Genomic DNA, 19949 nt, shown 5'->3' on the forward strand with positions numbered 1-19949 from the left:
GAATTGGATGCGGACCAACCCGAAGACGCTCCCCTCCCCATGGAATTGGCGCAACAGGACCCAAGAGAATGAACTCCCTTATTTTGGCGACTATTGGCCTTGCAGGCCTGGTGGTCGGCGGCGAACTCCTTGTGCGCGGCGCAGGACCGACCGCGCGCCCTGCCCGTGCGAGCGTGGTCCTGCACGGTCTCGGAGGTGATGCGTTCGCCTTACCGCGCGGCCGCCCATGAATTGCCCGTCGGCACCCTTCTAAATCGCATCACGGCCGAGAGCACTAAGGTCGTCCCAGTGGCGGGAAGGCTGTCTAACGGGAAACCTAATCCGCTCCGACACCACCCGCCTGCTGCTCAACGCGGCCGACGACTATGCGGCCGCGCAAGCACACTTACAAAGCCGGCGCGCGGGGCAGCCTCGGGGACCGCAGCACCCGGGGACGGCTTGACGATGGAAGAAGAAAGCACGGAGGCAACGCCACCAGTTTTTCCCACCTTCTAGCCGACGGGCATCTCGTCGATCCTGAGAGCGCACGCGATGTGGCGCGGTTCATACGGCCCGAGCGCGCGCTGCTGCGGCCGGGTGTTTTAGGTATGAAATTTTCACACACGGAACCTTTTAGGTATCACAGGATACCGTCCACCCGTCTGGTCGACACCGCATTCGCCATGCAAATCTCTTCCTATCGAATTGAAGGCGCCGCCCGGAGGAGGGCCGCCCACCGCATCCGAGGAGGAGAATTATGCGCAACGTAACCGTTGATAACGTGACCGACGTGGTCATCGACTCGCTGGGGCAGCACGCCACGCTCGCGCCGCGCCAGCGCCAGATCATGGAAAGCCTGATCAAGCATCTGCACGGCTTTTGCAAAGACGTGAGCCTGACCCATGAAGAATTCCTCTATGCCTGCGACTATCTGGGCCGCGCCGGCGCGCTGTGCTCGGACAAGCGTCAGGAATTCATCCTGCTGGGCGACATCCTCGGCGTGGAAGTGCTGGTCGACATGCTCTCGAACCCGATCTCGGGCAACGAGACGGTCTCGACCGTGCTTGGGCCGTTTTTCCGCGAGAACGCGCCGGTGATGCCGAAAGGTGCCTCGACCATTCAGAAGAACTTCGAGGGTCAGGAAACCGTCTATGTCGAGGGCTATATCCGCGACAACAAGGGTAACCCGGTCCCCGGTGCGATCATCGACGTCTGGGAAGACGCGCCGAATGGTCTTTACGAGAACCACGATCCCGATCAGCCCGAATACAACCTGCGCGGCCGCTTCGAGAGCGACGAGAACGGGCACTACGCCTTCGTCGCGATCCGCCCCGTGCCCTACCCGATCCCCGGCGACGAAACCGCGGGCGAGCTCATCCGCTACATGGGGCACCACTGCATGCGCCCGGGCCATATCCACATGATGGTCACGCGCGAGGGCTACCGTCCGCTGATCTCGCAGATCTACGACGCCGAGAGCGACTATCTCGACAATGACTCGGTCTTCGCCGTGAAAGAGGACCTGATCGGCAAATTCGAGAAGGCGCCGGCAGGCTCGGACACCGATCTGGTTCTACGCTTCGACTTCACGCTGGGCAATCAGGCTCAGGCGATGGCCGCGGAATGAACCCTGCGACCTGAAGATTTCCCGGTGCCGCACCTGCGGCGCCGGGGCATTCCAGAAGACCAATGACATATTTCGAAGGACAGAGCCGATGACCACGCCCGGCGTTGCGAAACTCGCAGATCATTTTCAGGGCGCGGGCGCCTATGCGGGTCGCCAGATCGCGAAGATCGAGACGATGATCGTCGATTGCCCGACGACCCGGCGTCACAAGCTGTCCAACACGGAAATCAACTTCCAGTCCTATGTGATCGTGCGCGCCGAGCTGGCCGATGGATCGGTCGGTTGGGGCGAGGCGTCGACGCTGGGCGGCCCTCGCTGGGCCGAGGAAAGCGTCGAGGCGGTGAAAGCCAATATCGACACTTACCTGGCCCCGGCGCTAGTGGGTGCGAATGCGCTCGATTTCGAGCTGAATGCCGCCAAGATGGCCAGGGCCGCGAGCCGCAACAATGCCGCGCGCGCCGCCGTCGACGCCGCGCTTCACGATGCCGCCGGGCACTCGCTCGACCTGCCGGTCGCGGTCCTGTTAGGCGGTGCCGTGCGCGACAGGATCGAAGTGATCTGGGCGCTGGCCTCGGGCGATGCCGATCAGGAGATAGAGGAAGCCATTCGCAAGTTCGACGCGCGCGAGCATCGCCGCTTCAAGATCAAGCTGGGCTTCAACACGCCCGATCAGGACATGATCCGCCTGTGCAAGATCGTCTCGGCGCTGGAGGGCAAAGCCACCGAGATCATCGTCGACGTCAATCAGGGCTGGACCGAGGCCGTGGCAATCCGCTACCTGCCGAAGCTGGCCGAGATGGGCGTGTCGCTGATCGAACAGCCGCTGCGCCCCGGACTGATCGCCGCGACCGCGCGCGTCGCCGCCCGCGCCGCGATCCCGGTCATGGTGGATGAGGCCGCCTTCACCGGACCCGAGATCGTCGCGAACGGTATCGCCGCGGCCGGCTCGGTCTATTCACTCAAGCTGGTGAAATCGGGCGGTCTGAACGAAATCAAGCGCGCCGCCGGGATCGCACAGGCCTGCGGGATGGAGCTGTATGGCGGCTGCCTGATAGAGAGCGGCATCGGGGCTGCAGCGCATCTGGCGGTGTTCTCGACCCTACCCCGGCTCGAATGGGGCTGCGAGCATTTCGGCCCGAAAATCCTGAAGACGGACCTGACCGGCGGCGAGATCCGCTTCGCCGACTTCCATGTCCATTGCCCGACCGGTCCCGGCCTCGGGATCACGGTGAACGAGGACGTGCTGGCCTCCGTCGCGCGGAAGGGCTGAACCGATGCTGATTCTGCACTGGTCCCCGCGCTCGCCTTACGTCCGCAAAGCGATGGTCGCACTGCATGAGAAAGGTCTCGCCGATAAGGTCGAGACCGTGCGCACCCATGCCGATCCGATGATCCCGCATGAGGGGCTGATGGCGATCAACCCGCTGTCCAAGATCCCTACTTTGGAGCTGGAGGACGGCCGCGTGCTGTTCGACAGCCATGTGGTCTGCGAATGGGCAGATCTGGAAAGCGCGGACGGCCCGCAGCTTTTCCCCGCCGATCCCGCCGCGCGGCTGGAGGCCGAGCGCGACGAGGCGCTGGGAACGGGCCTGTTGGATATCGCACTGCCGTGGCTGGTGGAGTTGAAGATGCGGCCCGAAGAACAGCGGTCAGAGCAGATGCTCGACGTCTATCGCACCAAGATGCACCGGGTTGCCGACTGGCTGGAAGACCACGCTCCCCGACTGACCGAGCGCCCCTTCGACATCGGTCATCTCAGCATCGGCGTCGCGCTGTGCTACCTCGATTTCCGCTTCGATGACGAGGGCTGGCGCGAGGGGTGCCCGGCGCTGGCGGACTGGCACGCGCGCTTTACCGAACGCCGGTCGGTGCAGGCCACCACCTTTCGCGACGATCCGCGCCCGACCTAATCAAACCCCTGAAATTCCAACCGCGACCTACTGTCTACGCGCGAATTTCCGGGTGACTTCCAGGAAGTGCATCACCTGCGGCGCGCGGTTGTCGAGCCGCGCATGGACCGTCAACCCGGTCCCCGGATTGAAGCCCTTGTAGGGCCGGAAGATTACGCCCGGGCGTTGTGTGCGCGACACCGATTCCGGCACCACCGCGATCCCGACGCCGACCGACACGAGGCTGATCGCGGACTGGAAGTCCTGCGCCAGATCAACTGCCTTCGGCTTGAACCCTTCGCGCGCACAGATATCGAGCACGACGTCGGCATAGCTGGGCCGGGGCTTGCGCGGATAGAGCACGAAGGTCTTATCGGCGAGGTCGGCGAACTGGATCTCGGCCCGGTTGCCGAGGTCGGAATTGTCGGGCAGCGCGAGGATCAACGGCTCGGTGCAGAGCGGCTCGTGCCGGAATTCCTCGTCGTCGAGCAACGGTCGCGCCACCGCAATGTCGATCTCGCGGCTCACAAGCGCGGTGTGCAGTTCGGCATTATTCATCGCCGAGAGCTGCAGCTCAACCTCCGGGAAGAAGGAGCGGTAGGATTTGATCAGCGTCGGCAGCACGCCGTGCGAGGCCGAGCCAACAAAGGCGATCCGCAGTCGCCCGCCTGAACCGGAGCCGACCATCTTCGTCTCACGATAGGCCGCATCCAGCCGTTCGAGCAATTGCCGCGCGTGATCCTGCAACACCTCACCCGCCTGCGTCAGCCGGATCTGGCTGCGCGAACGGTCGAATAGCCGCACCTCCAGCTCGGCCTCCAGCGCCGCGATCTGACGCGACAGCGGCGGCTGCGCGATATCGAGCCGGTTCGCCGCGCGTCCGAAATGCAATTCCTCGGCCACCGCGAGGAAATATTTGAGCCGTTTGAAGTCCATTCCGACGCTTTCTCCCGATTCATACCATATAGGGCATAACGGCGATCGACTCACTCTTGGAAAAGGTATTGGGTGATGCCACGGTTGAAGGGGGACTTAGCGCGCGAGCCTGTCCTCTCTGCGACGCGTCTTTGGAAGACCTATAGACGCGACATCGCCTGGAACTGCTCGCTTATCCCCTTCCATCAGCCTCATCCGCTGTCGAATCCCGCAATCCCTCGGGAACCGCGTAGCCCCATCTCGGATACATGTCGCAGATGACATCCTTCATTTCGCAGATCGGGCGGGACATGTCCCCTTGCCGAACGCTCATGAATATTGGCGACGTCGCGGTTTCCTCGATTGCGCGGTAACAGATCCCGTCCATACGCAGCCGTTCGAGAGATTTCGGGACGACAGCGATCCCTTCCTCGGCCGCGACGAGGCCCATGGCTATGTGCAATTCCCGCGCTTCGTGAGCGATGGAGGGGGTCAGACCGTGATCGTGAAATACGGTCAGAACCTGATCGGCATAGCTGGGACGCGGCTTGCTGGGATAAAGAATCTGGGGCTCCTCCGCGATGCGCGACAATGGTAACGGTTCGTCCGACCCTGCCATTGGATGGGCGATCGGCATCGCCACGATCATCCGCTCTTCGCGCAGCAGCACACGCCGGATCGCCGGATCGTCGAACCTCTGGGTCCCGAAACCCGCGTCGATCCGACCCTCTTTCAAAGCATTGATCTGCTCAAGACTGCTCATTTCCAATAGCTGCAATTCGACATCCAGCGCCCGTTTGCGAAAGGCACGGATCAAGGCCGGAAAGCGTCCATACATCGTCGAGGCGACGAACCCGAACACCACGCTGCGTTTGGACGAAGTGATCGCGCGCCGCATCATCGTCTTGGTCGCCTCCGCATGGTCGAGGATTTGCTCGGCCTGCTTGAGAAATAGACGGCCTGGCGATGTCAGCTTCAACGGGCGCACCGATCTGTCGATCAGTTCAGCCCCCATCTCGGCTTCCAGCATCTGGATTTGTCGGCTCAGCGGTGGCTGAGCCATATTCAACGCTTCCGCCGCGCGCGAGAAATTTCTCTCCCGCGCAACCGCTACGAAGTAACGCAGCTGTTTCATCTCCATACTATACCTCCCGTGTATAGAAGCAGACCAACTTAATCTTGGTCAAAGCGACATCTTTTTGTCACCTTAGCCCAAGCTTGATTGAGCCGGGTAGAGGAGGACGCTGCCGGCAGGGAGGTATCAGGCGATACCGAAATCGTATCGAGGTGACAGCAAGTCGCCTGCGCTCGGCGCTATGCCGGGAAACGATATCCTGCACCCTGTCGTCCGCAACATGATTGACCGGCCATCGAGTCCAGCCGTGATCCCGTCAGATCGGGATCCGCCAGACCGGAGGAAAGACCATGACCAACGACCTGAGAGCGCGCATCGCGAATGCCGTCATCGAAGACCCGCAGACCCATATTCACCGTTGCCGCCGCGACATCTTCACCGACGCGGAGATGTTCGAACTGGAGATGAAACACATCTTCGAAGGCAACTGGGTCTATCTTGCCCACGAAAGCCAGATCCCGAACGATAACGACTATTTCACCACCTGGATCGGGCGGGTGCCGATCATCATCACCCGGGACAAGGAAGGCGAATTGCACGCTGTGGTAAACGCCTGCGCCCATCGCGGCGCGACGCTCTGCCGACGCAAGCACGGCAACAAGGCAAGCTTCACCTGCCAGTTCCACGGATGGACCTTCAACAACGCCGGCAAGCTCCTCAAAGTGAAGGACGGCAAGACCGGCGCTTATCCCGAGGGCTTCAACAAGAACGGCTCGCACAATCTGAAGAAGGTCGCAAAATTCGGTAGCTACAAAGGGTTCATCTTCGGCTCCCTGAACGCGGATGTCCCGGAGCTCGAGGACTATCTCGGCGAGACCAAGGTCATCATCGACCAGATCGTCGATCAGGCGCCGAACGGGCTCGAGGTGCTGCGCGGCAATTCCAGCTATACTTTCGACGGCAACTGGAAACTTCAGATGGAAAACGGGGCGGACGGGTATCACGTCAGCTCGGTCCACTGGAACTATTCCGCCACGATGGGCCACCGCAAGGAAGAAGGCACCAAAGCGGTCGACGCGAATGGCTGGTCGAAATCCGTGGGTGGCGTCTATGGGTTCGAACATGGGCACATCCTGCTCTGGACCCAGACGCTGAACCCAGAGGTGCGACCCGTCTGGAACCACAAGGAAGAGATCGAGGCACGGCTCGGCAAGGAAAAGACTGGCTTTATCGTGGGCCAGACCCGCAATCTCGGCCTCTATCCGAATGTCTATCTGATGGACCAGTTTTCAACGCAGATTCGGGTGGTGCGCCCGGTCTCCGTCGACAAGACCGAGATCACGATCTTCTGCTTTGCGCCCGTCGGGGAACCCGCCGAGGAGCGCGCGCTGCGCCTGCGCCAATACGAGGATTTCTTCAACGTCTCCGGCATGGGCACGCCTGACGATCTGGAAGAGTTCCGCGCCTGCCAGGAAGCCTATGCCGCCGCTGATGGCGTCTGGAACGACCTGAGCCGCGGTGCGACCCGCTGGCTCGACGGGCCGGACGAGAACGCCAAGGCGATGGGCATGAACCCGCTCCTCAGCGCCGAGCGCGCCGAAGACGAAGGGCTGTTCGTCCGCCAGCATGAATTCTGGGCCGAGACCCTGCTCAGGGCGCTCGATGCCGAACAGGCCGACACCCGCGAGGAGGAACTGGCATGAACGCGCCCATCACATCCGATCTGACTGCAATCACCCAGTTCCTCTACCGCGAGGCGCGTCTTCTGGACGACCGCGAATGGGATGCGTGGCTGGAATGCTATGCCCCCGAAGCGAGCTTCTGGATGCCGACTTGGGACGATGACGACCAGCTTGTCGAAGACCCGCAAAGCCAGGTATCGCTGATCTACTACCCGGATCGCGCGGGGCTTGAAGACCGCGTTTTCCGGATCAAGACCGAACGCTCCGGGGCGACGATGCCCGAACCCCGCACGAACCACATGATCTCGAATGTCGAGATCCTCGCGCGGCGCGGATCAGAGGTCGACCTGCGGTTCAACTGGCACACTCTGAGCCATCGCTACAAGAAGACGACGACTTTCTTCGGCACCTCTTTCTATACCATCGACCTGTCCGGAGACGCGCCCCGGATCACCGCGAAAACGGTGATCCTGAAGGACGACTACATCCACCAAGTCATCGACGTTTACCACGTCTGAGGGAGGCATCATGAGTTATCGCGTAGCATTGAACTTCGAGGATGGCGTCACGCGCGTCATCCAGGTCAACCCGATGGAAACCGTGATGGACGCGGCCTACCGGCAGAAGGTGAACCTTCCGGTGGACTGCTCGGACGGGGTGTGCGGCACCTGCAAGTGCCACTGCGCGCAGGGTGCCTTCGACCTCGGCGACGATTACCTCGAAGAGGCGCTCTCCGAGGAAGAAGCGCAGGAGGGCTACGTGCTCTCCTGCCAGATGGTCCCGAGCGGCGACTGCGTGGTCACCGTCCCGGTGCCCTCCTCCACGTGCAAACTGACCCCGGCGGAATTTTTCGCCGAGGTCACGACGCTGGACCGGCTGTCGGACACGACCATCCGGCTCGGTCTGACGCTGCCCGATCCGGCGGCGCTCGATTTCTTGCCGGGCCAATACGTGAACCTCGGCCTGCCGGAAGGGGGAACGCGGTCCTATTCGTTCAGCTCGGCACCAGGCGCGGCGGAGGCAACCTTCCTCATCCGCAACGTGCCCGGCGGAGCGATGAGCCGCCACCTGACCGAGACCGTCGAGTTGGGCGAGACAATGCGCTTCACCGGTCCCTATGGGAGCTTCTTCCTGCGCGAGGTGAAACGCCCCGTGCTGCTGCTCGCTGGCGGCACGGGGTTGGCCCCGATCCTGTCGATGCTGGAGGTGCTCGTCGCGACCGGCCAGACCGCGCAACCGATGCATCTCGTCTACGGGGTGACGACCGATGAGGACCTTGTCGAGATGGACCGGCTCGATACACTGGCCGCGCAGCTGCCGAACCTGACGATGGCCTGCTGCGTCGCCGACGAGGGCAGCCAGCATCCGCTGAAAGGATACGTCACTCATCACCTGACAGACGCCCAGCTCAACGAGGGCGATATCGACGTCTATCTCTGCGGCCCGCCGCCGATGGTCGAGGCCGTGCGCGTCTTCTTCCGGGACAAGAACCTGACCCCGGCAAGCTTCCATTACGAAAAGTTCGCGCCAGCCGAGGCCCAGACCGAGGCGGCGGCATGATCTTTTCCGAACGCTTCAAGGGTCAGGTAATGGTGGTAACGGGCGCGGCCCAAGGCATCGGCCTTGGCGTCGCCGCCCGCGCCTGCGCCGAAGGGGCCGACGTGCTTCTGGCCGACCGCGCCGAATTCGCAACCGAGATGGCATCGGAGATCGATGCAAAGGGGCCCGGGCGCGCCCGCGCGGCGATTGCGGATCTCGAAACCTACGAGGGTGCGGAGGCTGTCATGGCCGCCGCGATAGAGGCCTTCGGCGGGATCGACATTCTCGTGACCGGCGTCGGCGGGGCGATCCGCATGCGCCCCTATGCGGAATTCGAACCCGATCAGATCGAGGCGGAAATACGACGCTCGCTGATGCCGACGCTCTGGTCCTGCCACGCGGCGATCCCGCACCTGCGCAAGCGGGGCGGCGGTGTGATCGTCAACGTGTCGTCCAACGCTACGCGCGGCATCCACCGGGTGCCCTATTCGGCCGCCAAAGGGGGCGTGAACGCGATGACGGCATCGCTCGCGATGGAGCTTGCGGGCGAGAATATCCGCGTGGTGGCCTCTGCCCCCGGCGGCACATCGGCGCCGCCTCGGCGCGTTCCGCGCAATGCGGAGGGTGACAGCGAGGCCGAAAAGACATGGATGGCCGAAGCGGTCGAGCAGGTCACCGCGTCCACGATGATGGGGCGCTATGGCACGCTCGATGAACAGGTCGCCCCAATCCTGTTTCTGGCTTCTCGGGAAGCCTCCTACATCACCGGCAGCACGCTGGTCGTTGCCGGCGGCGACACCGGGTGAAACCACCGGCTTCGCTTCCGATGGCACTGGGGCCGCGGATGAGGATCTGCGGCCCGTAAACGGACTTTTTGGCGAACCGCCAAACCGCTCCCTCTTTCTCGTGGAAAGGGCCAATTCGATGCGCCTCAAGCACCTGACCTATTTCATCGCCGTCGCTGAAGAACTGCATTTCGGCCGTGCCGCAGATCGCCTGAATATCGCGCAACCGCCGCTGAGCCGGCAGATCAAGGCGCTGGAAGACGAAATCGGTGCGCTGCTGTTCGACCGCAGCCGCAGCGCGACGCGCCTGACGCCCGCGGGCGAACGCCTGCTGGAGCATGCGCGCAGCATTCTCAGGCAACTCGACGACGCGCGAACCGAGGTCCGGCGGCTCGGTCAGGGCGCCCAGGGACGGCTGCGCATCGGCTTCGTCGGCTCGGCCACCTTCGGGATCGTCCCGGCGGTCGTCAAAACCTTCCGCGCGGAATTTCCTGCGGTCGATCTCAGCCTCTTTCCGATGAACAATGCGCAGCTGCATCAAGCACTTGTCGCGCGTGAACTCGACGCGGCATTTACCCGGCCCGCATTGGAGGATTCCGAGATCGCGACACGCAAGCTGCTGGAAGAGCCGCTGATCGCAGCCATCCCCGAAAGCTTCAGCGTCGGCGGCACCGGGATCGTCGACCTCACCGCGCTGCCCAATGCGACCCATGTGCTCTACCCGGAATTTCCCCGCCCAAGCTATGCCGACACGGTGCTCGACGCCTGCGCCGCACAGGGCATCGACACCAGCCGACAGGTCTGGACGATGGACACCCACACCGCACTGAGCCTTGTCGCAATCGGCGAGGGCATCTGCATCGTGCCCGCCTCCGTTGGCAGCCAGCCGCGCAACGGCGTGCGCTTCTGCGAGGTCCGCCCGGGGCTCGGCACCAGCACGCTGGCGCTGAACTTCCGGCTGGATGAACGCGGCGCGCCGGTGCAGAACCTGCTCCGGATCGCGCAGCAAACGGCACGCAGACAGGCGATCCATCTCAGCGCGGCCTGATCAGACGCCCAGCCAACGGTGCTGGGTGTCGCTGTCGGCACGGATCTCCGCGGCGCTGCCGTTCCACACGATCTGCCCCTTGCCGACGACCACCACATCGTCGGCCAGCGAGGTCGCGAAACCGAAATTCTGCTCGACGATGATCATCGACAGGCCCTCGGCCCTGAGTTCCTGCAGCTTGTCATGAATCAGCTGCACGATGATCGGCGCGAGCCCCTCGGTCGGCTCGTCAAGGATCAGCAGGCGGGGGTTCATCAGAAGCGCGCGCGCAATCGCCAGCATCTGCTGCTCGCCACCCGACAGCTGCATCCCGCCATTGGCCATCCGCTCGCCCAGCCGGGGGAACAGATCCAGGACCCGCTCCATCGTCCAGTCGCCGCCGCCAAAGCGTTTCGCCGTCAGTTCGAGGTTCTCGCGCACGGTGAGCGAGGCAAAAATATCCCGTGTTTCCGGCACATAGGCGATACCGCGCTTGGCGATCTCGTAGGGGTGGCGGTCGATGGGCTTGCCCTCGAACCGGATCTCCCCAGCGGTGCGGGACAGAAGCCCCATGATCGTCTTCAGCGTCGTCGACTTGCCCGCGCCATTGCGCCCGAGGATCGCGAGAACCCGTCCGGCGGCTGCGGTCAGGGTCATGCCATGCAGCACCTGCGTTTCGCCGTAGCCTGAATTCACCGCTGCCAGTTCAAGCATTTTCCCAGCTCCCCAGATAGATTTCCTTCAGCAGATCGGAACCGCGTGCGGCCTCCGGTGCACCGTCGAAGACCACTTCGCCGTAGTTCAGCACCGTGATGCTGTCTGCGACCTCGAAGGCGAGGTCCATGTCGTGTTCGATGATCAGGAGGGTCAGATCGCGCGGCAGGCCCGCCAGCAGGGCATGGAACGCCCCTGCCATTTCCGGGCCGACGCCGCTGGTCGGCTCGTCCATCAGCAACACACGCGGCCGGGTGGCGAGCGCGACGCCGACCTCGAGCTGGCGGCGGACGCCATAGCTGACCTCGGAGACGCGGGCGTTGAGGTAGGCCTGCAGGTTCACCTGCGCCGCGACCTCCTCGACGATCTCGCGCACTTCGGGGCGCGCAAGGCTGTCTCCCCAGAGACGGGTGCCGAAGCCGGTGTGGATGCTGGCGGCGAGCCCGAGATTTTCCGCCACCGACAGCCCGTCGAACAGCGTGTTCTTCTGATAGCTGCGCGAGAGGCCGCGCCGCGCCCGGCGGGCCACCGGCAGCGCCGCGACATCCTCTCCGGCCAGAACCACGGCACCGCTATCGGGCGCAAGTTCGCCGGCCAGCAGGTTGAAAAGCGTCGTCTTGCCAGCGCCGTTCGGTCCGAGGATCACGCGCCGTTCGCCTTTTTCCAGCTTGAACGACACGTCACGCGTGACGTGAACAGCGCCAAAGGATTTGTCGAGATTACGGGTCTCAAGCATCGCGGGGTTCCTCCGTGGTCGTTGGGCGCGTGACATCGTTGAGACGTTTGTCGAACCGCGCCCCGATCTGCGCTTCGATCCAGCCGAAGATGCCGTTGGCGCGGCTCATCACGACGCCGATCAGCAGCAGGCCGACGACCAGATGCCAGTAAGGTGTGACGGCGCTGAGTTCATGTTTCAGCACCACGAGAGCCACCGCGCCGATCATCGGCCCGACCAATGTGCCGAGGCCGCCGAGGATCACCACCACCAGCGCCTCGCCCGAGACGGTCCAATCCAGCAGGCCGGGAGAGATATACATGACGTTCATGGCAGAGAGCGCTCCGGCCAAGCCCGCGATCATCCCCGAAAGGCCAAAGACATCCGCCTTCACCCGCCAGACCGTAAGCCCCAACGCGCGCATCCGCTGTTCGCTGTGCATGACCCCGGTCAGTGACCGCCCCAGACCCGAACGCAGGATGCCGACGCAGGCGAGGTAGACGAGCCCCAGAACGGCGAGGCAGAACAGCGCGAAGCTCCGGCTGTCCGTCAGATCGATCCCGAAGGCCGACAGGTCCAGCCGCTCGATACCGCCCATGCCGTCATCACCGCCGAAGAACGGGGTCTGGAAGATGTAGGAATAGGCCATCTGTCCGAAGGCCAGCGTGGCCATGATGAAATATATGCCATGGCTGCGCGCACAGACCGCGCCGATGACCCAGGCGATGGCGCCGGTAAGGGCGATGGCGCCGACCAGCGACACCACCGGCGTAAGGCCAAGCACCCCGGCGGAGGTCGCGAAGGCATAGGCCCCCACCCCCATCAGCGCACCATGGCACAGCGACACCATGCCGCCAAAGCCCGCCACCATGTCCAGAGCCAGCACCAGCATGGCGAGAATGAGGATCTCGATCAGGACTTCGAGGCCGAAATAGCCCGCCGTGATCGCCTGGAACAGCGCGCCGGCCGCAAGCAGCGCCAGAACGGTATAGCGCAATGGCGTGTGTCGGAACATCTCTTATCCTTTCGCCGGGAACAGGCCCATCGGACGGATCACGAGGACCGCAGCCAGCAGGGCGTAGATGAGAACGGAGGCGAGTTGCGGCGCAAGCACCGCGCCGAAGGTCTGGACGAAGCCGTAGATCAGCGACCCCGCGATCGCGCCTCTCAGTGACCCGAGGCCTCCTATGACGATCACGATCAGCGTCGGGATCAGGATCTGCAGCCCCATATCCGGCGTCACGCTCAGCAATGGCGCGGCGACGACGCCCGCCAGCCCCGCCAGCGCGCATCCCACGCAGAAGACGGTGAAGAAAAGGCGCTCCACGTTGATCCCGAGGCAGGCCGCCATGGCGTCATTGTCGACGCCCGCACGGATCATCGCGCCCACCTGTGTCCGCGCCAGCACCCATGCGAGCCCGGCGAAGATCACGAACCCCAGCACGATCACGAACAGCCGATAGGTCGGGTATTCGATGCCCAGAAGCATCACCCGCCCGTCCAGAAACCCCGGCTTTTCGATGGCCATCGGCAAATCGCCCCAGACGATCCGCGTCAGATCCAGTAGCACGAAGATGAGGCCGAAGGTCACCAGAACCTGCGCCATCGGACCGGAGCGGCGCATCCGCTTGATCAGTCCGGAATAAAGCAGCACGCCCATCCCCGCCACGGCAACTGGCGCCACGAACAGGCCGATCCAGAAGCCCCCCACGGCCGCCGCAGCCGCGCCGACATAGGCACCGAGGGCATAGAGCGATCCATGGGCGAGGTTGACGAAATGCATCAGGCCGAAGATCACGGTCAGGCCGATAGAGAGCAGGAAAAGCAGCATGGAAAGTTGCAACGCGTTGAGTGCTTGCAGCATCCAGAAACCAAGGTCGGTTGTCATTGGGTGGCTCCTCAGATGCGCCTGCCCGAGCCGGGTCCGGCAGGCGCGACGGGTTCAGATCAACTCAGGACAAATCAGTTCGAGACCTGCGCCAGATCGCAGCCATTCGCGGGATCAGCGGATGCAGGAAGCTCTGCCAGAACGTTCTGGGTGAGCCCGTCAGGGCCTGCGACCGTCTGATACACGTAGATCGGCTGAACGAGGTTGTTCGTGGCGGGATCGATCGACAACATCCCCCGTGGCCCCTCAAAGCTGACCTTGCGCAGTGCCGCGCCCAGCGACGCCCGGTCGCTCGCGCCGGATTTCACCGCCTCGACCAATGCCCGCGCGGAATCGTAGCCCTGCACGGCGAATTCCGAAGGCAGGTGCCCGGTTTTCGCCTTGAAAGCCGAGGTGAAGGCCGCGTTGGCCTCGTTCTCGATGGTCGGCACGTAATGCAGCGCGGCTGTAACACCTTCCGCCGCCGGACCTTCGGCGTTGACGTAAAGCGGCGATGTCAGGAAGCCCGCGCCGTAAAGCGGCAGATCGGCTTTTAGACCGAAGCTGTCATATTGCTTGACGAAGGAAATCGCTTCGCCGCCAGCGTAGAACACATAGACCGCTTCCGCGCCGCTGGATTGCGCCTTCGCGAGGTAGGGGCCGAAATCCTGCGTCTTGCCGAACGGGGTGTATTGCTGGCCAACGATTTCGCCACCGGCCTCGGTGAAGCTCGCGGCGAAGGCGTCGATCATCTGGTGACCGGCGGCATAGTCCGGTGCCAGCGTGTAGACCTTTTTCACGCCCTGATCGTGCAGCCAGGTCCCCATCGGCCGGTTCACTTGCGCATTCGAGAAGGACAGACGGGTAATCCACGGGGAACAGGCTTCGCCGGTCGCTTCGTCATTGCCTGCATTGGCGACGATCAACGGCACTTTTGACCCGTCGATCAGGTCGCGCATGGCCCCCAGCACCCCCGAACTTACGATACCGGAGAGCACATCAACCTTGTCCTGCAGGATCAGCTTTTTCGCCTTTCCGAGCGCGACCGGCGGTTTGGCTTCAGTGTCTTCGGTCAAGACCTCGAAAGTCGCCCCGGACGCCCCGCCATAGGTTTCAAGCCCGAGACGGAAGCCCGCCTCGATCTCATTGCCGAGCGACGCGTAGGTGCCCGAATAGGGTAGCATGAGGCCGACCTTGATGTCCTCCGCGACAGCGGGCAAAGCGAAGCCTGTGGCGAGCCCTGCGGCCGCCATGACGATATGTTTCATAATGATCCTCCCTTTCGATCCGGCCTACATCTCGGCAGTCAGTCAGATCGCCAAGCCGTGCTGGGCGCCCTGTCTGCCACCGACCGCTGTTGCGGCTTCCTCCCGGCGGACCGTTCCACGTTTCCGTGAGGGTCAGATTGCCGGTTTCGCGACCGGCAAGCCATGACGCGCTTGGTAAGAGCTGATACTTGTTCTTGGAAGCGGGGCGCTGTGGAACGCGCATCAGATAGGCGAAATCACCGCAACCCTGCAGCATCAGACGCCCGCAAATCCGGGCATCGATGCGATTTTGCCATGTGAGGGCACGGGTCGACCGAAGCGGCCCGAGCACAGCTGCAGAAAATATCGCTAGCGTTGCAGCCTACGCCCACTTATAATAAATTTGGATCAAAGAGGCCCAGTAATACATATGTTAAATCTGCGACATTACGAGCTGCTCGTGGCCCTTGCCGATGAACTGCATTTCGGGCGCGCAGCAGAGCGCATGGGGATTTCGCAACCGCAACTCACCGTATTGCTCAAACAAATGGAAGACCAGATCGGAACGCTTCTGTTCGAGCGCAACCGCCGCAAGGTGTCGCTTGCGCCAGCAGGTGAACGGCTCCTGCCCGAAGCGCGCGCCGTCGTGCGCCATGCGCAGCGCGCTCAGGATGTGGCGCTGCGGGTCGGCAAGGGGATGATCGGGGAGCTCCGGCTGGGCTATATCGGGGCCGCAGCCTATAATGGCGTGCTGACGAAGCTGGTGCGCGGCTTTCGCAGCAACGCGCCCGAGACCCAGCTGCAACTTACGCTGATGGATCTCGACCGGCAGATCCCCGAAGTCTCGGCGGGCAATCTCGATGCCGGGATCATCCGCCTCCCCTTTCCCGAGATGCCCGACAATCTCGTGACGCGGACATTGTGCCACGAAAGGCTCTGGATCGCCCTGCCCACCGATCACAGGCTTGCCGAAAGCGACGCCGCGGTCGATCTGCGCGATCTGCGCGACGAGGCGTTCATCGCCACGCATCTGCGTCCGACGAGCGGCTTTTCGGCGGCTATGTATCGCGCCTGCGCCAAAGCGGGCATCAGCCCCAACATCGTGCAGCGCTCGCCTCAATTCGCCTCCATCGCGAGCCTCGTCGCCGCCCGGCTGGGCGTGGCGATCGTGCCCGAGGCGATCCGCAACGTGCATATTCCTGACGTGACCTACCGGCCGCTGGCCGATCAGGAGGTCACGGCGAATATCTCGCTGGTCCATCAGGCGGAGCGGGAGAACCCCGCACTCGACCTGCTGCTGGCCTGTCTGGATGATCTGAACTTCGAGGACCTATCATGACGCTTGAGACTTTTACCGCGATCCGGGGCATCTACCATGGATACCGCGCTCCCGCACCGGGCGCGCCGACGCTGGTTTTCGCCAACTCGCTCGGCACCGATCTGCGGGTCTGGGACCGGGTCGTGCAGCTGTTGCCGACCGAATGGGGCATCCTGCGGCAAGACAAGCGCGGCCACGGCCTCAGCATCGCGGCTGATACGCTCGACATCGAGACGATGGCTGGCGATGTCGAGACGCTTCTCGACCACTACGGCATCACCGCCTTCATTGGCATCGGGCTGTCGGTGGGCGGGCTGATCATGCAGCGCCTCGCGCTGCGCCACCCGCAAGCGATGCGCAAGCTCGTGCTCGCCGACACCGCCGCCAAGATCGGCACGCCGGACATATGGAACCCGCGGATCGACGCCGTGCACGCGAACGGCATCGCCTCGATCTCGGACGCGATCCTCGCGCGCTGGTTCGCGCCGGGCTACGAGACGACCGAAGATTTCGCGATGTGGCGCGCGATGCTCGAGCGCACGCCCGACGCGGGTTATGCGCAGGTCTGCGCCGCGATCCGCGACGCGGATTACACCGATGATCTCGCCCGGATCGCCCAGCCCACGCTGGTCATCGCCGGGGCGCAGGACGCCTCCACCCCGCCGGATCTGGTCCGCGCGACCGCCGAGAAAATCCCGGGGTCGCGTTTCGTCGAGATCGACGCCGCGGGGCACCTGCCCTGCGTCGAGCAACCCGCCCGTTTCGTCGAGCTGCTGCGCGCCCACATCGCCGCCTGATCCCGTCACCGTCCGATCCCTACGAAACGGGCCGCCCCATCGGAGCGGCCCGTTTCAATTCGAGGCGGGGCGCGGTTTCAGCCGACCGTGACGCCGCCACATACGAACAGCGTCTGCCCAGTGACGAAGCTCGCCTCTGGCGCCGCGAAGAACGAGACTGCATTGGCGACATCTTCGCCCGTGCCGACGCGGCGGACCGGGACATTATCGATGATCTCTTTGGTCGCCGGAGCGTCGGGCGGGTTGTTGCGCCAGAACGCCTCGGTGCCGATCGGACCGGGAGCCACGCAGTTCACCGTGATGCCGTGCTGACCCAGCTCGAGCGCCCAAGTCCGCGCCATCGCCTGCGCGGCGCCCTTGGTTGCAGAGTAAAGCGTGCGAAGCTCTTTGCCCTTCGTCACGCGGCTCGTGTTCATGACGATCCGTCCGCCGCCCTTCGCTTTCATGCCCGGAAGTAGGGATTGCGCGCAGATGAGCGAAGGCCGCAGGTTGAGGTGCATCATCCGGTCGAAATCGTCGAGCCCGACCTCTTCGAGCGGTGCGGGCATAACGATGCCCACATTGTTCACGAGGCAGGTAATCTCCTCCTCCCGCGCGAGGGTCGCGCAGATCGCGGACGTCTCTGCGGCATCCGTCAGATCCACTTCGTGGCTGCGGTCCGCGATTGTCGGATCAGCCGGCGCTTTATCCAGCACGATCGTGCGAAACCCGTCGGCCTTGAGCCGCGCGGTGATCGCGCGACCGATGCCGCCCGCCCCGCCGGTGATCAGCGCCGCGCGCCTGTCATAGCCGCTCATGTGTCGTCTCCGCGCACCGAGGAAGGGTGACGGCAGAGCGGCATGATCTCCATCTCCATCCACGTATAGAGCGGGAGCCCCATCAGCACCTCGTGCAGATGCGCATGATCGCGGCAATCGAAGATCGAGACATTCTCGTAGCGCCCCGCGATGCGCCAGATGTGACGCCAGATGCCCTGCTGCTGAAGATCCTGCGAATAGGCCTTTTCGCGGGCCTTGATCTCGGCGGCCTCCTGCGGGTTCATATCGGCGGGCAGGTTCACCGTCATCTTCACATGATAGAGCATTCAGTCCTCGTTGAGTGTATTGCGGCCATCGAGATAGGCCTTGCGCCAGCGCGTGATGAATACGCGCTCGAAGAGGTCGCCCTTGAAGAAGGGATCAGCCTCGATGAAGGCCTGTGCCTCGGCGCGGCTTTCGACATCGAGCAGGTAGAGGCCGCCGCTCGCGCCCTCCCCGTCGTCTCCGATCTTGGCCCCGCAGGCCAACAGCGTCTTGCTGTTGGCCTCGAGGTAGTCGAGATGCTCGGCCCGCATGCGCAGCCGAAGCGCGCCGTGGTCGGGCTTGTCATAGGTTTCGACCATCCAGGGCATCAGGCGCCCACCATGCCCCAGATCGTCACCGTCGCGAGGAAGACGATCCCGAGATAGAAGGTGATCACCACCATGTAGCCCATCAGGTCCTTCAGCTTCAGGCCCGAGATCGCCATCGCCGGCAGCAGCCAGAAGGGTTGCACCATGTTGGTCCACTGGTCGCCGATCTGCACCGCGAGCGCGGTGGCGGGCACCGAAGCGCCAAGCTGACGCGCGGCTTCCATCATTACCGGGCCCTGAATGACCCACTGGCCCCCGCCCGACGGCACGAAGAGGTTGATCAGTGCAGCCGACAGGAAGGACGAGATCGGCAGGGTGCCCGCACTCGAGATCGACACGAACCAGTTGGCCAGCGTCACGATCAGCCCCGATCCCGAGAGGATCGCGAGGATACCTGCGTAGAACGGATACTGGATGATGATGCCGCTCACGACCTTGATGCCGTCCTGCAGCGCCGCAAGGAAGCGGTTGGGAGTGACGAAAAGAGTGATGCCGAGGAACAGGAACAGCGAGTTCACGAAGTTCAGCGTCACGCTGCCGCCATTGATCAGATACATCGCCACGTAAAGCAGCCCGAAGAGGCCCATGCCCACGCCGAGGATGCGCGAATTGTTGAGCCGGTCCGCAACGGTGGGCTCGGACGTCTCGACCGTCGCGCGCGGCGCTTCGGGTTCGGGCGGTGCCTCGACCACGTCCTCGGGGCGCTTGGGATGCAGCATCGCGTTGAACAGCGGCAGCGTCACCAGCAGGATCAGGTTCATGATGATCAGGTAGGGCGAGAAGATCGTCTCACCGAGCGGCACCAGACCGATCACATCCTCCATGAAATGGCCGGGCGTGTTGATCAGAAGCGGCACCGAACCCGAAAGGCCGACCCCGTAGACAGCGAAGCCCGAATAGGCGGCCGCGATCACCAGCGGATAGTGCAGCCCCTTCACCTGACGGCCGAGCTTTTGCGCGATCAGCGTGCCCAGCACGAGACCGAAGCCCCAGTTCAACCAGCTGCCGACACCGCCGCACAGCGTGGCGACGATGATCGCGGCGCGCGGTGAATGGATGCCGCCCACGACCTTGTTCATCAATTTATCGACCAGCGGCGTGCGCGCGAGGATGTAGCCCGCCAGCAAGATGATCGTCATCTGCATCGTGAAGGACAACAAGTTCCAGAAGCCGTCGCCCCAGTATTGCGAGGCTTCCAAGAAGCCGGTGTCCTGCGCAATCATCGCGAAAATCACCGTCAGCGCCGTGAGAATGATTGCCACGACCAGCGGGTCGGGCATGTAGCGGTTCACGATCCGCGTGAAAAAGTTGGCTATCGAGTTCATATGCGTCTCCCTTGGCGGGCCCCTCCGCCCGCCTTCTGATATGATTTGCAAATCATCA

General features: G+C 63.5%; 21 protein-coding genes. 10 read left to right on the top strand and 11 right to left on the bottom strand.

The window, feature by feature from the left end; genetic code table 11:
- Nucleotides 1-736 precede the first annotated feature (736 nt).
- The 3 genes from B6V74_RS00010 to B6V74_RS00020 all read left to right on the top strand — a co-directional run bounded on the left by B6V74_RS00010 (nt 737) and on the right by B6V74_RS00020 (nt 3516).
- Nucleotides 737-1606, top strand: a complete 870-nt coding sequence (locus tag B6V74_RS00010; protein WP_088721595.1) for a dioxygenase — start codon at nt 737-739, stop codon at nt 1604-1606.
- 88 nt (nt 1607-1694) lie between these two features.
- A complete protein-coding gene (locus B6V74_RS00015) occupies nt 1695-2876 on the top strand; it encodes a muconate/chloromuconate family cycloisomerase (protein WP_088721596.1) in 1182 nt (393 codons plus the stop codon).
- 4 nt (nt 2877-2880) lie between these two features.
- Nucleotides 2881-3516 (top strand): glutathione S-transferase family protein, encoded by a 636-nt coding sequence (locus tag B6V74_RS00020; protein ID WP_088721597.1) that lies wholly within the window; start codon nt 2881-2883, stop codon nt 3514-3516.
- Nucleotides 3517-3543: 27 nt separating this feature from the next.
- On the opposite strand, the gene B6V74_RS00025 is transcribed toward B6V74_RS00020, so the two are convergent.
- Together B6V74_RS00025 and B6V74_RS00030 are read right to left on the bottom strand one after the other, a co-directional pair.
- Nucleotides 3544-4431, bottom strand: coding sequence for a LysR family transcriptional regulator (locus B6V74_RS00025; RefSeq protein WP_088721598.1), 888 nt, complete (start codon nt 4429-4431; stop codon nt 3544-3546).
- 172 nt (nt 4432-4603) lie between these two features.
- Complete coding sequence (locus B6V74_RS00030; RefSeq protein ID WP_088721599.1) at nt 4604-5551, bottom strand: LysR family transcriptional regulator; 948 nt, start codon at nt 5549-5551, stop codon at nt 4604-4606.
- Nucleotides 5552-5835: 284 nt separating this feature from the next.
- Between B6V74_RS00030 and B6V74_RS00035 the strand changes: the two genes are divergently transcribed.
- The 5 genes from B6V74_RS00035 to B6V74_RS00055 are packed head-to-tail and all read left to right on the top strand — an operon-like array spanning nt 5836 to nt 10539.
- On the top strand, nt 5836-7188 hold the full coding sequence (locus B6V74_RS00035; protein WP_088721600.1) for a Rieske 2Fe-2S domain-containing protein: 1353 nt from the start codon (nt 5836-5838) through the stop codon (nt 7186-7188).
- On the top strand, nt 7185-7685 hold the full coding sequence (gene benB, locus B6V74_RS00040; RefSeq protein WP_088721601.1) for a benzoate 1,2-dioxygenase small subunit: 501 nt from the start codon (nt 7185-7187) through the stop codon (nt 7683-7685). Before B6V74_RS00035 ends, benB begins: the two co-directional genes overlap by 4 nt.
- A gap of 10 nt (nt 7686-7695) precedes the next feature.
- Nucleotides 7696-8727, top strand: a complete 1032-nt coding sequence (gene benC / locus B6V74_RS00045) for a benzoate 1,2-dioxygenase electron transfer component BenC (RefSeq protein ID WP_088721602.1) — start codon at nt 7696-7698, stop codon at nt 8725-8727.
- Nucleotides 8724-9512, top strand: a complete 789-nt coding sequence (gene benD, locus B6V74_RS00050; RefSeq protein ID WP_088721603.1) for a benzoate diol dehydrogenase BenD — start codon at nt 8724-8726, stop codon at nt 9510-9512. The genes benC and benD overlap by 4 nt, the downstream gene beginning before the upstream one ends.
- Nucleotides 9490-10539, top strand: coding sequence for a LysR substrate-binding domain-containing protein (locus tag B6V74_RS00055; RefSeq protein WP_240497019.1), 1050 nt, complete (start codon nt 9490-9492; stop codon nt 10537-10539). The genes benD and B6V74_RS00055 overlap by 23 nt, the downstream gene beginning before the upstream one ends.
- Here the strand turns inward: B6V74_RS00055 and B6V74_RS00060 are convergent, their stop codons facing one another.
- From B6V74_RS00060 to B6V74_RS00080, 5 genes are all read right to left on the bottom strand, one after another.
- Complete coding sequence (locus tag B6V74_RS00060; protein WP_088721604.1) at nt 10540-11232, bottom strand: ABC transporter ATP-binding protein; 693 nt, start codon at nt 11230-11232, stop codon at nt 10540-10542.
- Entirely contained in the window at nt 11225-11968 is a 744-nt protein-coding gene (locus tag B6V74_RS00065) for an ABC transporter ATP-binding protein (protein WP_088721605.1), read from the bottom strand. Before B6V74_RS00065 ends, B6V74_RS00060 begins: the two co-directional genes overlap by 8 nt.
- The gene (locus B6V74_RS00070) at nt 11961-12962 is read right to left on the bottom strand and encodes a branched-chain amino acid ABC transporter permease (protein WP_088721606.1); all 1002 of its coding nucleotides are present in this window, start codon (nt 12960-12962) and stop codon (nt 11961-11963) included. Before B6V74_RS00070 ends, B6V74_RS00065 begins: the two co-directional genes overlap by 8 nt.
- A 3-nt stretch (nt 12963-12965) precedes the next feature.
- Entirely contained in the window at nt 12966-13835 is an 870-nt protein-coding gene (locus B6V74_RS00075) for a branched-chain amino acid ABC transporter permease (protein WP_088721607.1), read from the bottom strand.
- A gap of 74 nt (nt 13836-13909) precedes the next feature.
- Nucleotides 13910-15082 (bottom strand): ABC transporter substrate-binding protein, encoded by a 1173-nt coding sequence (locus B6V74_RS00080; RefSeq protein ID WP_088721608.1) that lies wholly within the window; start codon nt 15080-15082, stop codon nt 13910-13912.
- Between the two features lie 409 nt (nt 15083-15491).
- On the opposite strand from B6V74_RS00080, the gene B6V74_RS00085 reads away from it, so the two are divergent.
- Entirely contained in the window at nt 15492-16400 is a 909-nt protein-coding gene (locus B6V74_RS00085) for a LysR family transcriptional regulator (RefSeq protein WP_088721609.1), read from the top strand.
- Nucleotides 16397-17176 carry a 3-oxoadipate enol-lactonase gene (gene pcaD / locus B6V74_RS00090; protein WP_088721610.1) on the top strand — a complete coding sequence of 260 codons (780 nt, stop codon included), beginning with the start codon at nt 16397-16399 and terminating at the stop codon, nt 17174-17176. Before B6V74_RS00085 ends, pcaD begins: the two co-directional genes overlap by 4 nt.
- Before the next feature lie 77 nt (nt 17177-17253).
- Here the strand turns inward: pcaD and B6V74_RS00095 are convergent, their stop codons facing one another.
- From B6V74_RS00095 to B6V74_RS00110, 4 genes are read right to left on the bottom strand one after another with little or no spacing between them, the layout of a single operon-like run.
- Nucleotides 17254-17973, bottom strand: coding sequence for an SDR family oxidoreductase (locus B6V74_RS00095; RefSeq protein ID WP_088721611.1), 720 nt, complete (start codon nt 17971-17973; stop codon nt 17254-17256).
- Nucleotides 17970-18260 (bottom strand): muconolactone Delta-isomerase, encoded by a 291-nt coding sequence (gene catC, locus B6V74_RS00100; protein ID WP_088721612.1) that lies wholly within the window; start codon nt 18258-18260, stop codon nt 17970-17972. The genes B6V74_RS00095 and catC overlap by 4 nt, the downstream gene beginning before the upstream one ends.
- The gene (locus B6V74_RS00105) at nt 18261-18566 is read right to left on the bottom strand and encodes a YciI family protein (RefSeq protein WP_088721613.1); all 306 of its coding nucleotides are present in this window, start codon (nt 18564-18566) and stop codon (nt 18261-18263) included. It abuts the gene before it with no gap.
- Nucleotides 18566-19891, bottom strand: coding sequence for a TIGR00366 family protein (locus B6V74_RS00110; protein WP_088721614.1), 1326 nt, complete (start codon nt 19889-19891; stop codon nt 18566-18568). Before B6V74_RS00110 ends, B6V74_RS00105 begins: the two co-directional genes overlap by 1 nt.
- Nucleotides 19892-19949: the final 58 nt, after the last annotated feature.

It is taken from the genome of Thioclava sp. F42-5, from assembly GCF_002213195.1.
Taxonomy (GTDB): Bacteria; Pseudomonadota; Alphaproteobacteria; order Rhodobacterales; family Rhodobacteraceae; genus Thioclava; species Thioclava nitratireducens.

Excerpts from the sequence above, each read along its gene's own strand:
- B6V74_RS00075 (WP_088721607.1), bottom strand. The coding sequence starts at position 13,835 with ATGACAACCGACCTTGGTTTCTGGATGCTGCAAGCACTCAACGCGTTG.
- B6V74_RS00025 (WP_088721598.1), bottom strand. The coding sequence starts at position 4,431 with ATGGACTTCAAACGGCTCAAATATTTCCTCGCGGTGGCCGAGGAATTG.
- B6V74_RS00095 (WP_088721611.1), bottom strand. The coding sequence starts at position 17,973 with ATGAGCGGCTATGACAGGCGCGCGGCGCTGATCACCGGCGGGGCGGGC.
- pcaD (WP_088721610.1), top strand. The coding sequence starts at position 16,397 with ATGACGCTTGAGACTTTTACCGCGATCCGGGGCATCTACCATGGATAC.
- B6V74_RS00070 (WP_088721606.1), bottom strand. The coding sequence starts at position 12,962 with ATGTTCCGACACACGCCATTGCGCTATACCGTTCTGGCGCTGCTTGCG.
- B6V74_RS00030 (WP_088721599.1), bottom strand. The coding sequence starts at position 5,551 with ATGGAGATGAAACAGCTGCGTTACTTCGTAGCGGTTGCGCGGGAGAGA.
- B6V74_RS00020 (WP_088721597.1), top strand. The coding sequence starts at position 2,881 with ATGCTGATTCTGCACTGGTCCCCGCGCTCGCCTTACGTCCGCAAAGCG.
- B6V74_RS00010 (WP_088721595.1), top strand. The coding sequence starts at position 737 with ATGCGCAACGTAACCGTTGATAACGTGACCGACGTGGTCATCGACTCG.
- benD (WP_088721603.1), top strand. The coding sequence starts at position 8,724 with ATGATCTTTTCCGAACGCTTCAAGGGTCAGGTAATGGTGGTAACGGGC.
- B6V74_RS00085 (WP_088721609.1), top strand. The coding sequence starts at position 15,492 with ATGTTAAATCTGCGACATTACGAGCTGCTCGTGGCCCTTGCCGATGAA.
- catC (WP_088721612.1), bottom strand. The coding sequence starts at position 18,260 with ATGCTCTATCATGTGAAGATGACGGTGAACCTGCCCGCCGATATGAAC.
- B6V74_RS00105 (WP_088721613.1), bottom strand. The coding sequence starts at position 18,566 with ATGCCCTGGATGGTCGAAACCTATGACAAGCCCGACCACGGCGCGCTT.
- B6V74_RS00080 (WP_088721608.1), bottom strand. The coding sequence starts at position 15,082 with ATGAAACATATCGTCATGGCGGCCGCAGGGCTCGCCACAGGCTTCGCT.
- B6V74_RS00015 (WP_088721596.1), top strand. The coding sequence starts at position 1,695 with ATGACCACGCCCGGCGTTGCGAAACTCGCAGATCATTTTCAGGGCGCG.
- benB (WP_088721601.1), top strand. The coding sequence starts at position 7,185 with ATGAACGCGCCCATCACATCCGATCTGACTGCAATCACCCAGTTCCTC.
- B6V74_RS00060 (WP_088721604.1), bottom strand. The coding sequence starts at position 11,232 with ATGCTTGAACTGGCAGCGGTGAATTCAGGCTACGGCGAAACGCAGGTG.
- benC (WP_088721602.1), top strand. The coding sequence starts at position 7,696 with ATGAGTTATCGCGTAGCATTGAACTTCGAGGATGGCGTCACGCGCGTC.
- B6V74_RS00110 (WP_088721614.1), bottom strand. The coding sequence starts at position 19,891 with ATGAACTCGATAGCCAACTTTTTCACGCGGATCGTGAACCGCTACATG.
- B6V74_RS00065 (WP_088721605.1), bottom strand. The coding sequence starts at position 11,968 with ATGCTTGAGACCCGTAATCTCGACAAATCCTTTGGCGCTGTTCACGTC.
- B6V74_RS00035 (WP_088721600.1), top strand. The coding sequence starts at position 5,836 with ATGACCAACGACCTGAGAGCGCGCATCGCGAATGCCGTCATCGAAGAC.